This is a genomic window from Streptomyces sp. DvalAA-14 (genome assembly GCF_900091855.1).
Classification (GTDB): Bacteria; Actinomycetota; Actinomycetes; order Streptomycetales; family Streptomycetaceae; genus Actinacidiphila.
The window spans coordinates 17,551-29,399 of record NZ_FMCH01000363.1 but is presented as its reverse complement, the minus strand read 5'-3'; the positions used below and the strand labels follow the sequence as shown (position 1 = coordinate 29,399).

Sequence of the window (11,849 nt, the reverse complement as noted above, 5' to 3'; positions counted from 1 at the left end):
TCCGGCGGGAACGGCGGCTCCCCGGCGGGGGCCCGCCCTGCGCGTGCGCTCGTGCGGCGGCCGGGCGGAGGGCCCCGCATCGTCGCATCCGCGCCGGGTGGGAGCGATCCCGGCGGGTCAGGGGGGACGGCGCGGCCCGGCCGCCGGGCGGGCTGGTGGTTCAAGGGTCGCCCACCGCTCGGAGCGGTGCGACGCTCCGGCGGGGGCGGGGTCAGAGGCGGGTGGTGGCCCAGGTGACGGCGGGGCGGTCGGGGTCGAGCCAGTTCAAGGTGGCGGCTTGGTCCGCCGTGACCCAGCGGAGGTCGTCGTGGTCCTGCAGGGCCCGTGGCGCGCCCGCCAGCAGCGCGGCCGTCCAGACCTGGAGCACATGGCCGGAGGGCAGATCCCACTCCCCAGGCACCCGCTCCAGCGGGCGGACCGTGACGCCGAGTTCCTCGCGCAGTTCGCGCACCAGCGCTTCCGGCGCGGACTCCCCCGCTTCGACCTTGCCGCCGGGCAGCTCCCAGCGACCGGCCAGGTCCGGCGGCGCCGTCCGCCGGGCCGCGAGCAGCCGGCCGCGATGCAGCAGCGCCCCGCCGACGACGACCCGTGCGCTCACGCCGGCGCCACCCGGGACGCCGGCACCCGCTCGATCACATAGACGCGCTCGCGCCCGCCCCCGAGCGCGTCGGCGACCCGTTCCGCCTCCGCGCGGGTGGCATAGCGGCCCACCCGGTACCGGTTGGCGCCGCCGTCCTGGCGTATCAGCACCCACATGAGTTCGGACATCACGAGGAAACCCCCTCCAGCGCGCGCAGGTGCGCCACGTTCTCCCGGTCGTCCGGTTCCCGGCTCGCGGATCCCGCGAACCAGGCGTCGAGGATCTCCCCGAGCACCGGCCCGGACAGCGTACGCAGGCTCAGCGCCAGCGCATTGGCGTCGTTCCAGGTGCGCGCGCCGTCCGCGGTGTAGGCGTCCGCGCACAGCGCCGCCCGCACACCCGCGATCTTGTTCGCCGCGATGCAGGCGCCCGTCCCGGTCCAGCAGCAGACCACCGCCTGGTCCGCGGCGCCGTCCGCCACCGCCCGGGCCGCCGCCTCCGCGCTCCAGGCCCAGTCCTTGCGGTCCCCGGGGCGCAAAGCCCCGTAAGCCAGCACGGTATGCCCGCGGCGTCTCAATTCGTCGACGGCGAGTCGGGCCACGGGTTCATCCATGTCCGAGGAAACGGCGATGCGCATATGCCCGACCCTACGCCTGAGGTTCACAGCGAGGGTACGGATTAACACGAAGAGGTACTGATCCGGCCAGGCGTTCGACCAGAATATGACGGGACGTCAATTCATCCCAAGAGTAAGGGTGTCAGCGCACCGGAAGGTGGTAGACCGCGCGATATCTCTCGGCCGGGATCACCACGTCCGCGGTCTCTACCGGCCGCCCGGACGCGAAGTAGGTGCGCCGGATCTCGATCACGATATGGCCCGGCACCCCGCCGAGCGCCGCCGTCTCCTCGGCGAGCCCGGGGCGCGCGGCGACCTCCTCCGCCATGTGGTCGACGAGGACGTCGATCGCGGCCATCCGCGGCACCACGCCCTGCCCGCCGACCGGGCCCTCCTCGGGCAGCAGGACGGGGGTGCGGGCGGTGACGGCCAGCGGCTCCCAGGAGGTGGAGATCATCATCGGCTCGCCCCCGGTCCGCAGCAGGTACTGCGTGCGCATCACCCGGTCGCCCGGCTCGATGCCGAGCCGCTCGGCGACCTCCACCGACGCCGCGTCCTGCTCGGTGCGGGACTCCCAACTCCCCTCGCTGGCCTCGTCGGCCTGCTCCTGCCGGAAGACGCTCGGGGTGCCGGCCGGCCGGTAGCCGCTGCGGACGATCTGGCGGGGCCGCGGCCGCTCGCGCACGTACGTGCCCGAGCCGGAGCGTCCCTCGACGAAGCCCTCGGCCATCAGCACCTTGCGGGCTTCCAGCGCGACGGTGTCGGAGACGCCGTACTCGGTCCGGATGCGGGCCTGTGACGGCAGCCGGGCGTGCGGCGGCAGCGTGCCGTCGAGGATCTTCCGCCGCAGGTCCCCCGCCACACGAAGGTAGGCGGGCTGCTCACCGAAGGCCACGTGCCACTCCCAGGGGTTGACTGTCCGCGACAGCTTGGCAACGGTCGGTACTCGACCGCAAGCCTTCCCCTGAGCATCACCCTCCGCAACGGACGCGCGGCTCGCCCGCCGACCCCACACCGGCCCCACACCGGCCGCACGCCGGCCGACCACCGCCCCCCACACCGGCCAGCGCCGGGCAGAGGCCGGTCAGACGCCGAAACCGCTCCCGTCCCCGGCCTCCGCCACCGAGCCGTGGACCTTGCCCGAGCGGCTGCCGAAGAAGCACGTCACGTCGTGGTCGCCGCGATCCCAGCCGGCCGCCGGAGGCGTGAAGGAGTAGATCTCGATGTTCGCCGGCAGCGCGTTGTCGCCCAGGTAGTCGCCCGCGTAGTCCGCGCAGCGGCCGCCGGCGATCTGCGCGGTCTGACCCGCCCCCGGGTAGCCGCCGTCGGGGCCGGCGTCCAACGGGAACACCTTGAACGTCTCGGCCTGGTGCGCGTCGTCGCAGGACACCACGTCGACCTTGTTCGCCCGCAGGCCCTCCCCGCCGTCCGCGGGCAGCGAGCCGTGCACCGTGTTGAAGCAGTCCCCGGCCACCAGGTCCTCCACCCGGGTGTTGCCCTCGTCCAGCACACCCGTCACCGCCAGGGTGATGATCAGCGCGGTCACCGCCATCCACACGGCGGAGACGATGATGCCCGCGACGGCCATTCCCTTGCCGCGCTCGCCGCGGCGCTTGATCTGCCGCAGGCTGATGATGCCGAAGATCAGACCGAGCGGCGGCAGGCAGGTCACCCCGGTCACCAGCGAGGCGATGGCCAGCCCGTTGGTGGGCCGCTCGACGTACCAGCCCTGCGGCGGCATCGGGTAGCCGTACGGGCCGGGGGCGCCGTAGGCGGATCCATACGGGGATCCGTACGGGGCGCCGGGATACGGCGGCGGGCTCCCGGGAGCCGCGGTGCCGTAGGGCGGCTGCTGGCCGTAGGGGCCGTATCCGTGCGGGCCCTGGGGATAGGTCGGGAGGCCGTCGTACGGCGGGTCCGTCCGATCCGGCGGACCCGTCTCGAACGATGGGGACGTCGGGGATGTCGGAGGCGGCGGGGGCGGCGGGGGCGGCCCGGCCGGCTGCGGGCCGGGAGGCGCGGTGCCGTCCGGGGAGGGCGGCGGCGGAGGCGGCGGAGGTATGTCCACCAGGGGAGTTTACGGTCTGTTCGAGCACCGGAACCCCCGGCCGGGCGCGGGATCCGCCGGAGCTGACGCGCCGTCCGGTCCACGGGTGGCGGCAGGGGTGCACGAGGTCGGGCGCGGTCTCGGGCGCGGGGTTCGCGCACCGGGTTCGCGCCGGCCGAGACGCACGCCGAGACGCACGCCGGGACGCACGCCGCGGCCTCAACCCGCGGCCCCCGCGCCACGGGCAGCACCGAGCCCCGGAGCGCGGCCGCGTCCGGGACGGACGGCCCGACCGGGCTCGAATGGGTGCATTTGTCCGCATGGTGTGTCAGATGAAGAATGCGGCGATCTGCGGCATACGCTGAGTCGGCGACCTGGGCAGATCGCATGAGACGCGCCATGAGGATGCCTCAGCTGCCGGTGCCGAGCCCGTGTCCGGGAGGGTGCGTCTTCCCCGCTCACGACCTCGGAGGCGACCATCCAACCCAGCTCCTCGACGCCCCCTCACCAAAGGGGAGTCCCGCTGGTGGGCAACTATGCCGCCGCAGTGGCTCTCGTGCTGCTGGCGCTGAGCCCCTTCCTGGTGCTCACCACCGCCGTCTCACTGTTCCAGCCGTTGCTGATGAAGGATCTGCACGCCACCCGGTTCGAGCTGCAACTGGCCGCCGGCATGGCCAACGCCGGCTACGCGTTCGGCGCCGTCGCCGCGGCCGACCTCACCCAGCGCATCTCCCGCCGCCGCGTCTACCTCTTCTGCGAGGCGGGCTTCGTGGTGGCCTCCGTGGTGGCCCTGACCGCGACCGGCATCGGCCAGTTCGTCACCGGCATCGTGCTGCAGGGCCTGTTCACCGGCATGCTGCTGGTGGCGGCGCTGCCGCCGCTGATCACCACGCACGGCCCCGACCGGGTGCCGAGCACCGCCGCCGTCATCAGCCTCGGCCTGTTCGGCATGGTGACCGCCGGGCCGGTGGCGGGTGGCCTGGTCGGCAGCGAGGGCGGCTGGCGGCTGCTGTACACCTCGGTCACGGTGCTCGCGGCGATCGGCCTCACCATCGGCGCCCTCACCTTCGAGGGCAACGACCCGCCGGCCCGCCGGGCCCGCTTCGACTGGCTGGCCATCCCGCTCGCCCTCGGCACCACCGCGCTGCCGTTCTTCGGCGTCTCGTGGCTGTCGCGCGGCAATTTCAGCGACACCGAGTTCATCGCGCCCGTCGTGGTCGGCCTGGTCATCGGCGTCGTCCTGGTGGCGGGCCAGTACAAGAGGGCCGTCCCGCTGATGCCGATCCGGCCGATCAGCAACACGCTGCCGGTCACCGGAGTGGCCGCCGCGATGGTCGTCGGCGCCACCTTCACCACCCTGTTGGAACTGTCCGAGGTCTACCTCGTCCAGGTCTCGCACCTGTCCCCGGTCCGGGCCGGCCTGCTCCTGGCGCCGCAACTCCTCGGGGTGACCATCTCCGCCGCCGTCTTCCACCGCCTGGTGCTGACCCGGTGGACGCCCTATCTGGCGCTGTCCGGCCTGGTCAGCGTGGCGATCGCGGCCGGAGTGCTGCTGGGCATCACCCCGTCGAACTCTTCCCCGATCGTGGCCGTGGCCGCGTTCTTCCTCGGCTACGGCGCGGGCGCGGGCGTGACACCGGCCCTGTTCCTGGCCGGTTTCTCCGTGTCCATCGCCCAACTGGGCCCCACCTTCGCCCTGGTCGAGCTGCTGCGCTCCGAGGCGGCCTTCCTGCTGGGCCCGATCCTGCTGCGCCTGGCGGAGACGCAGACCTCGTTCCACAAGGGATTCCACCTGTCGGTGCTGGTCATGCTGATCTTCACCGCGGTCTCCGCGGCCTTGCTGATCGGCCTGTTCTGGGCTGGCGGCCGGGCCCCCAGGGCGCCCGACATCGAGTCCTGGATGGCCGCGACCGGTCCCGGCTACCACTCCCCGCCGCTGAACGCGCGGTTCCTGAAGAAGAGGGAGAAGCAGAGGGCGTGACGGCTCCGACCCGCTCCCGCCCGGTGCGGGTCGGACACCGGCCTTCGGACCCGCGCCCTGGCTTCGGACACGCACCCGGCCCTCGGACGCGCGCGGTCCCGATCGCCCGGACCGGATCGCCCGGACCGGATCGCGCGCCGTCGGTCAGAAGACGCGCAGCGGGATCTCGGCCGGCTCGGCGAGCAGCTCGGCGATCTCGTCGTCCAGCTTGACCAGGGTGATCGACGCGCCGGCCATGTCGAGCGAGGTGCAGTACTCCCCCACATAGCTGCGGCGGACCTCGATCCCGCGTTCCGCGAGCTGCTTGTGCGCCAGCCCGTAGACCAGGTAGAGCTCGCCGATCGGCGTCCCGCCCAGCCCGTTGACCATCAGTGCGACGCCGTCACCGGAGGCGTACGGCAGGTCGTCCACCACCGCGGTGAGCAGTTCTTTCACCATCGCGTCGGCGGGCTGCAGCTTCTCCCGGCGCCGGCCCGGCTCGCCGTGGATCCCGACGCCCATTTCGACCTCGTCCTCGGGCAGGTCGAACAGCGGCGATCCCTTGGCCGGCGGGGTGCAGGCGGTCAGGGCCATGCCCATGGTGCGGCTCACGGAGTTGACCTTCTCCCCGACGCGGTACACCTCGTCGAGGTCGGCGCCGCGTTCGGCCGCGGCGCCGGTGGCCTTCATCACGAAGAAGTTGCCGGCCACACCGCGCCGGCCGACCGTGTAGGTCGAGTCCTCCACCGACACGTCGTCGTCGATGAACAGCGTCCGGACGTTCACGCCCTCGGCCTGCGACAGCTCCTCGGCCATCTCGAAGGCCATCCGGTCGCCGGTGTAGTTGTTGACCAGCAGCAGGACGCCCTTGGGGGACGCGACCAGCTTGACCGTCTCGTAGACGAAGTCGGACGGCGGTGCGGAGAAGACGTCACCCGGACAGGCCGCGTCGAGCATCCCCTTGCCGACGGACATGACGTGCGCCGGCTCGTGGCCCGAGCCCGACCCCTGGACGAGGGAGACCTTGTTCTCCTGCGGGGCGTCGGCGCGCATGATCAGGTTGTACTCGGGCACGTACCGAAGCGTGTCGGGGTTGGCCAGCGCCAGCCCCTGCAGCATCTCCGGGACGTAGTTCTTCGGGTCGTTGACGAACTTCTTCATGCGTCGCTCCAAGGTCTCGTTTCTTCGAGTACGGCGGTCTCGCTTCCGGTGGGTAGGGGCTGCCGGGTGGGGGGCGGGGTTCGGCCGGGGGCAGGTGGTCAGTCGCGTTCGGCCCATGCCTCGGCGACGCGTTCGGCGATCACCGCCACGGCCACCGCGCCCGGGTCCGGCGAGCCGATACTGCGTTCGCCGGTGTAGCTCTGGCGCCCGCGCATCGCCTGCATGGGGGTGGTCGCGTCGGCCGCGGTGCGGGCGGTGGCGGCGGCGACGCCGGCGAGTTCGGCCGGGGCGGCCGGGGCGCCGGCCTCCAGGTGCTCCGCCAGCGCGTCCGTCATCGGAATCAGCGCGTCCAGCAGCGTCTTGTCGCCGAGATCGGACTTCCCCCGCGCCTTGATGCCCTCGGCTGCCGCGCGCAGCATCGCGACCGCGTCCGCGCCGCTCAGCTCGTCCCGGTCCTTGATGGCGGTGGACGCGCGCAGGAAGGCGGTGCCCCACAAGGGCCCCGAGGTCCCGCCCACCCGTTTGGAGATCACCAGGGCGACCTTCTTCAAGAAGTCCGACGGTGAACTGCGGTCGAGGGTGTCCCAGTCGGCGAGGACGATCTCGAATCCGCGCGCGAGCGAGTAGCCGAAGTCGCCGTCCCCGGCGATCGCGTCGAGTTCACCGAACTCGCGTTCGTTGTCCACGGCGGTCCGGGCGATCGTCTGGACGACGAACTCGAGGTCACCGGCTGTGGTCGATGGCGTTGACATGGCTCTCCTGTCTGCCGTGACATCAGTTCGGCCGGGGTCGGGGGCGGTGGATACCGGTCATGGGCCCGGTGTCCGGGACGGGCGGGTGCCGCTCATGGGCCGGGGTCGGCGGCCGGACCCGGGGCGGCGCCGGGATCCGGACCGGCGGCCGGGCCGGGGCCGGTGGTCGTGGCGAGCAGGAAGGCGAGGTCCGCCAGGCGCACCAGCGGACGGGGCTCCGAGCCGAGCGGGTCGGCGAGCACCTCGGTGACGGTCTGCTCCGGGGGCGGGTCGCCCAGCGAGCTCACCACCAGCGAGGCCCCGGTGAAATCCTCCTGCCCGGTGTAGGCGCTGGTGGTGACGGTGCAGGTCAGTCCGGCGCCCAGCGCCGCCAGCATCCCGTTGCGGCTGTCCTCGACCACCAGCACGCCCGCCGGATCGAGTCCGAGCCGGTCCACGGCATAGGTGTAGATGTCCGGCGCGGGCTTCTTGCGCGGCACGATGTCCCCGGCGAACACGCTGAAGTGCGGGCTGAGTTCGGGGCCGGCGGCGAGTTCGAGCACGCTGCGTACGGACGGCTCCGCGGAGGTGGAGGCGACCGCCAGCGCCCAGCCGGCGTCGTGGGCCTCGGCGGCCAGGCGCCGCACCCCGGGCCGGGCCGGGATGGCGCCGCTGCTGATGATCTCGGTGTAGATCTCGGTCTTGCGCCGGTGCCAGCGCGCGACCTCCTCGTTCAGCGCGTCCGGGTCGGTGGGCAGGCCGGCCCGTGCGATGAACTCCGGAGTCAGGAGCGTCTTCATCCGCTCCTTCCCGCCGCCGACCTTCACCTTCTCCGCGTACTCGCGGTCGCTCCACCGCACGGGCAGGCCGAACTCGTCGAAGGTCTGGTTGAACGCGGGCAGGTGGCCGTAGCGCTCGGTGTCGGCGAGGACACCGTCGCAGTCGAAGACGAGGGCGGGCATGATCTCACCTCGCCCGGCCGGCGCTGCCGAAGAGGGTCATCAGCGAGCCGCTCATCTCGACCACGTCGTCACGGACCGAGCGGAAGAGGGACGGCGGATCCCATTTCTGCCTTTCCGCCGCCGATTCCAGAAAGGCCAGACTCGACTTCATGAACTTCTCTTTGAGCGCGGTGGAGATATTCACCTTCGCGCAGCCGCGCGAAATCAGATCGTGGAACTGCTCGTCGGAAAGACCGCTGCCGCCGTGCAGCGCGATCGGCACCGGAAATGCCGCCACGATGTCGGACACCCGCTGGAAGTCCAGCTCGGGCGCCTGCTTGTACGACCCGTGCGCGTTCCCGATCGCCGGCGCGAAGACGTCGACCCCGGTGGTCCGCAGGAAATCCAGCGTGACCTCCAGATCCTGTTGGGCCGCCGCGCTGTCGGACCCGACCCCGTCCTCGACCCCGGTGATGGCCTCGATCTCCCCCTCCACGCTGGCCCCGAAGCCGCGGGCCTCGGCCACCACCTCGACCGTCTGCCGCATGTTCTCCTCCACCGGCAGCGTGGACGCGTCGAACAGCACGGAGTTCCAGCCGACCCGCAGGCACTCCGTGATCACCTCACGATCGGGACAGTGATCCAGGTGGAGCGTGACCGGCACCTCGATACCGGCGGTCATCGAGGTCCACATCGTGTACAGCACTTCGCTGCCGATCGATTTCACCGTCTTGACGGAGGTCTGCACGATCAACGGCGACGACTTCTCCACGGCGGCGGCCAGCACGGCCTCCATCGTGAGGTCGTTGAAGACATTGATGGCCGGTACGCCGTAACGCTTCGTGAAGGCGTCGGACACGATCTCGGTCAGCGGTACGACAGACACGATGCCTCCAAGAGCTGGAACTCGCCCATCCCATTCCACGCCCGCCGAGCGCCCCCCGCCACTCGGACGGCCCTGGGCCACACCTGCCGGGCCACCGGCTCACGGTCCGCACCGATGACCCGGCATCCTCCTGCTCGACGGTGAAGGCCTCTCCAAGCTGTATCGGAAGGACCGCACCGTCGTGGCCCTGGTCCAGGCGGCAGGCCTCCTGCGCACCCACCGGCTGCACGGTCACAAGTACGCCATCAACGCCGCGATCGCCCGCAGCGCACACCGCCCAGTCACCGTCCTCACGTCCGACCCCTGCGCATTGTGTACACAAGAGACACTTGGTACGCTTGAGCGCATGACGCAGCCCTTGCCCATAGAGTCCATCCGCGATGTGCGCGCACACCTGGCCGAGGTCGTGGAGCGGGCCGACCGGGATGACGTACCCACCGTGATCACACGCAGAGGCAAGGAGGTCGCCGCGGTCGTGTCCATCGAGGTGCTTCGGAAGTACCAGGAGTGGGAAGAGCGCGAGATCAACCGGATCATCGACGAGCGCATGGCGAATCCGGCAGCGGGCATCCCGATTGAGGACATCATGAGGGAGACCCTCGCGCGCAATGAGTGACTACCGCACCGTCTTCCGACCCGAGGCCCAGTCGGAGCTACGCAAGATTCCCCGGGACATGGCACTCCGCATCCTGGCCAAGCTGACCGAACTGGAAAGCGATCCCCTCGGCTTCAACACCACCGCACTCGTGTCCCAGCCGGAACGCCGCCGCCTGCGAGTGGGTGACTACCGGGTCGTCTACACGATCGACAACGGTGAACTGGTGGTGTGGGTTGTATACATCGGGCATCGCTCCACCGTGTACGACACCTGATCCTGAGCCAGGACACGTGCGGGCGGCCGAAATCCGCTGGAGTCAGGGACGCCGCCGTCCGGACCAGCAGGCCGCGTTGTCACTGGCGACTGCTTTCATGACGCCATGAGCACTGTGCGCGATATCGCCGCCTTCCTTCCCGACCCCACTGAGCTCCGCAGCCACCTGCGCGCGTTGGCTGTCCTGGAGACTGCGATCGCCGACGATCCGCAGTACTGCCAATACACCTTCGACGACTCCTGGGGTCCCGCCGAAGAGGCGGCTTTGATGGAGAACGGTTCGGGGGACGACTTCTCCGCCCTCTTCACCCCGGCCGGCGTGCTCATACGCGGCTTCGACCACGAGTCGACGATGAGCCCGTACGGGACGGACGACGAGCAGGTCTGGCCCGGAGTCATCGACGAAGTGCCCGCCCTGCTGCGCCCGCTCCTGGACGACCCCGCCTTCCGCGATGAGGGCATCGACGCCCCTCGGGTCACCGCCTGCCTGTGGCGGGAGACCGGCGACACGGCATGGCGCACTGGCTCGGGCATCGACTTCCCGCCCGGCAGCGAGGACCCGGACGGCTCCGGCTTCCTCTTCCATCTCCTCGCCGACCGCTCCCCCGAGGCCGTCCAGGCCCACTTCGAGGACTACTACCAGCGTCCCGTCGCCCTCGAAGCCGTCCGCCACATCCTCGCCGGGCATCCCCTCACCCCTGCGGTCGCCGCGGCACTCAACCCGGCCGCCCTCTCAGACAACGCCCTGCTCCGCAGGATCACCGCGCATCCGGAGGTCGCTTCCTACCTGGCCTGCGACGGCGAGTTCGACCTCGCCCGCACCGACCCGATCGAGCCGGTCGCCCTGCCCAACGGCCTCCCGGTGGAGCCTGTCGCCAGCTGCAACGCGGGCGGCACCCACTACCTCTGCGGCCCAGCCGTCCCTGGTGGCCCCCGCCCCGTCCTCTATACCGACTCCGAGGGGCAGGCCTCCCTGATCGCCGAGTCGCTCGCCGAGGCCCTGACCCTCGCCATCGCCCTCCCGTCCTGGCACGAGGCACTGGCCGGCTTCCGGCCCCCGGCCCTCAGCTCCGACTACCTCGATGACCACCCGGACCACCCCGTCGTCCGCGACCGTCTCTTCGCCACCCTTCGGCTCCCCCCGGCCACCGAGCAGGAAGTCCTGGACCGCCTACTCGCCACTGCCTCCCGCACCGTCCCCGACGGCTTCCTCCCGCACGTTCCGGGCGAGGAGAACTCCGCCTTCCAGCCAATGCTCGAACCGCTTGCCGACTAAGGCGCTCCAGGACGCGTAGGTGACGAAGCGTCAAAAAATTCAGCACACATCCAGCACGGGAACCAGCAAGGGGCCGACTCCCGGAAGAGCCGACCCCCTGCCACCTGCGAACTCGACAGCCGAACTAGCTTGCAGCAACGAAACAGTTACACGTTGAAGCGGAACGTATCCGGGCCAGATCTGACCTGCGGCGGAGCGCCGATCATGGTCCTGACCAGGTGTTTTCGTGTTGGCGCGCGTTGGCCTCCGACGGAGGTTTACGGGCGTCCTGCGGACTGTCTGCGGACTGGTCGGGTGTGCCTCGCCAGAGAAATCCGTGGCCCACCGAACGGGTCTTCACCGAGACTACGCAGGTGAGCGACCGCTACCCCTGTCCCTGCTGCGGGCACCGCGTGCTCGACGACATGCCGGGCTCATACGAGATCTGTCCCGTCTGCTTCTGGGAGGACGACGGCGTCCAGTTCCGCTGGCCGACCACGGACTGCGGAGCGAACCGAGTATCCCTCATCGAGGCACAGCGCAACTACCAGGACTTCCACGCCTGCGACCAGCACGGCCGCAAATACGTCCGCCCGCCCGCCGAGGACGAGCCGCTCGACCCCGCCTGGCGCCCCATCGACCTGACGCGCGACTCCTTCGAGGACTGGGAGGCCGAGGACCACGCCCCCTGGCCCGATGACCGCTCGGCGCTCTGCTGGTGGCTCCCCACCTTCTGGCGTCGCGACCACACCGCGGCATGATGACGCCCTCGGCAGCCGACCTGCGCTCTCCTTAGCCGAT

At 71.0% G+C, this 11,849-nt stretch carries 14 protein-coding genes and 1 pseudogene; 6 read left to right on the top strand and 9 right to left on the bottom strand.

Features of this window, described 5'->3' with window-relative positions; genetic code table 11:
• Positions 1-211: 211 nt before the first annotated feature.
• The 5 genes from GA0115240_RS18915 to GA0115240_RS18900 all read right to left on the bottom strand — a co-directional run bounded on the left by GA0115240_RS18915 (position 212) and on the right by GA0115240_RS18900 (position 3,264).
• Positions 212-598: a (deoxy)nucleoside triphosphate pyrophosphohydrolase gene (locus GA0115240_RS18915; RefSeq protein ID WP_093737859.1), complete on the bottom strand. Its 387-nt coding sequence runs from the start codon at positions 596-598 to the stop codon at positions 212-214.
• A complete protein-coding gene (locus GA0115240_RS36235; RefSeq protein ID WP_141708889.1) occupies positions 595-768 on the bottom strand; it encodes an SPOR domain-containing protein in 174 nt (57 codons plus the stop codon). The genes GA0115240_RS18915 and GA0115240_RS36235 overlap by 4 nt, the downstream gene beginning before the upstream one ends.
• Positions 768-1,217, bottom strand: a complete 450-nt coding sequence (locus GA0115240_RS18910) for an RpiB/LacA/LacB family sugar-phosphate isomerase (protein WP_093737858.1) — start codon at positions 1,215-1,217, stop codon at positions 768-770. The genes GA0115240_RS36235 and GA0115240_RS18910 overlap by 1 nt, the downstream gene beginning before the upstream one ends.
• Positions 1,218-1,338: 121 nt before the next feature.
• Positions 1,339-2,091, bottom strand: coding sequence for a GntR family transcriptional regulator (locus GA0115240_RS18905; protein WP_093737857.1), 753 nt, complete (start codon positions 2,089-2,091; stop codon positions 1,339-1,341).
• A 189-nt stretch (positions 2,092-2,280) separates the two neighbouring features.
• Entirely contained in the window at positions 2,281-3,264 is a 984-nt protein-coding gene (locus tag GA0115240_RS18900; protein ID WP_141708888.1) for a DUF4190 domain-containing protein, read from the bottom strand.
• 505 nt (positions 3,265-3,769) lie between these two features.
• Between GA0115240_RS18900 and GA0115240_RS18895 the strand changes: the two genes are divergently transcribed.
• On the top strand, positions 3,770-5,224 hold the full coding sequence (locus tag GA0115240_RS18895; RefSeq protein ID WP_256069882.1) for an MFS transporter: 1,455 nt from the start codon (positions 3,770-3,772) through the stop codon (positions 5,222-5,224).
• Positions 5,225-5,368: 144 nt separating this feature from the next.
• Here the strand turns inward: GA0115240_RS18895 and dhaK are convergent, their stop codons facing one another.
• The 4 genes from dhaK to GA0115240_RS18875 all read right to left on the bottom strand — a co-directional run bounded on the left by dhaK (position 5,369) and on the right by GA0115240_RS18875 (position 8,922).
• Complete coding sequence (gene dhaK, locus GA0115240_RS18890; protein WP_093737854.1) at positions 5,369-6,364, bottom strand: dihydroxyacetone kinase subunit DhaK; 996 nt, start codon at positions 6,362-6,364, stop codon at positions 5,369-5,371.
• Positions 6,365-6,462: 98 nt separating this feature from the next.
• Positions 6,463-7,116: a dihydroxyacetone kinase subunit DhaL gene (dhaL, locus tag GA0115240_RS18885; protein ID WP_093737853.1), complete on the bottom strand. Its 654-nt coding sequence runs from the start codon at positions 7,114-7,116 to the stop codon at positions 6,463-6,465.
• 92 nt (positions 7,117-7,208) lie between these two features.
• On the bottom strand, positions 7,209-8,057 hold the full coding sequence (locus tag GA0115240_RS18880) for an HAD-IA family hydrolase (protein WP_093737852.1): 849 nt from the start codon (positions 8,055-8,057) through the stop codon (positions 7,209-7,211).
• Between the two features lie 4 nt (positions 8,058-8,061).
• A complete protein-coding gene (locus GA0115240_RS18875) occupies positions 8,062-8,922 on the bottom strand; it encodes a class II fructose-bisphosphate aldolase (protein WP_093737851.1) in 861 nt (286 codons plus the stop codon).
• Positions 8,923-9,046: 124 nt separating this feature from the next.
• Here GA0115240_RS18875 and GA0115240_RS18870 point away from each other — a divergent pair.
• The 5 genes and pseudogenes from GA0115240_RS18870 to GA0115240_RS18850 all read left to right on the top strand — a co-directional run.
• Positions 9,047-9,226 (top strand): annotated as a pseudogene (locus GA0115240_RS18870) (DNA-binding protein); the annotation flags it as partial.
• A 42-nt stretch (positions 9,227-9,268) separates the two neighbouring features.
• A complete protein-coding gene (locus tag GA0115240_RS18865) occupies positions 9,269-9,538 on the top strand; it encodes a type II toxin-antitoxin system Phd/YefM family antitoxin (protein ID WP_093737863.1) in 270 nt (89 codons plus the stop codon).
• Positions 9,531-9,794 (top strand): type II toxin-antitoxin system RelE family toxin, encoded by a 264-nt coding sequence (locus tag GA0115240_RS18860; protein ID WP_093737850.1) that lies wholly within the window; start codon positions 9,531-9,533, stop codon positions 9,792-9,794. Before GA0115240_RS18865 ends, GA0115240_RS18860 begins: the two co-directional genes overlap by 8 nt.
• Before the next feature lie 105 nt (positions 9,795-9,899).
• On the top strand, positions 9,900-11,069 hold the full coding sequence (locus GA0115240_RS18855) for a hypothetical protein (protein ID WP_093737849.1): 1,170 nt from the start codon (positions 9,900-9,902) through the stop codon (positions 11,067-11,069).
• A 353-nt stretch (positions 11,070-11,422) separates the two neighbouring features.
• Positions 11,423-11,809 (top strand): CPCC family cysteine-rich protein, encoded by a 387-nt coding sequence (locus tag GA0115240_RS18850; RefSeq protein WP_093737848.1) that lies wholly within the window; start codon positions 11,423-11,425, stop codon positions 11,807-11,809.
• Positions 11,810-11,849 lie beyond the last annotated feature (40 nt).

Bases quoted from the DNA above. Each gene is read 5' to 3' on its own strand.
- GA0115240_RS36235 (WP_141708889.1), bottom strand. From the start codon at position 768: ATGTCCGAACTCATGTGGGTGCTGATACGCCAGGACGGCGGCGCCAAC.
- GA0115240_RS18910 (WP_093737858.1), bottom strand. From the start codon at position 1,217: ATGCGCATCGCCGTTTCCTCGGACATGGATGAACCCGTGGCCCGACTC.
- dhaK (WP_093737854.1), bottom strand. From the start codon at position 6,364: ATGAAGAAGTTCGTCAACGACCCGAAGAACTACGTCCCGGAGATGCTG.
- dhaL (WP_093737853.1), bottom strand. From the start codon at position 7,116: ATGTCAACGCCATCGACCACAGCCGGTGACCTCGAGTTCGTCGTCCAG.
- GA0115240_RS18880 (WP_093737852.1), bottom strand. From the start codon at position 8,057: ATGCCCGCCCTCGTCTTCGACTGCGACGGTGTCCTCGCCGACACCGAG.
- GA0115240_RS18865 (WP_093737863.1), top strand. From the start codon at position 9,269: ATGACGCAGCCCTTGCCCATAGAGTCCATCCGCGATGTGCGCGCACAC.
- GA0115240_RS18860 (WP_093737850.1), top strand. From the start codon at position 9,531: ATGAGTGACTACCGCACCGTCTTCCGACCCGAGGCCCAGTCGGAGCTA.
- GA0115240_RS18855 (WP_093737849.1), top strand. From the start codon at position 9,900: ATGAGCACTGTGCGCGATATCGCCGCCTTCCTTCCCGACCCCACTGAG.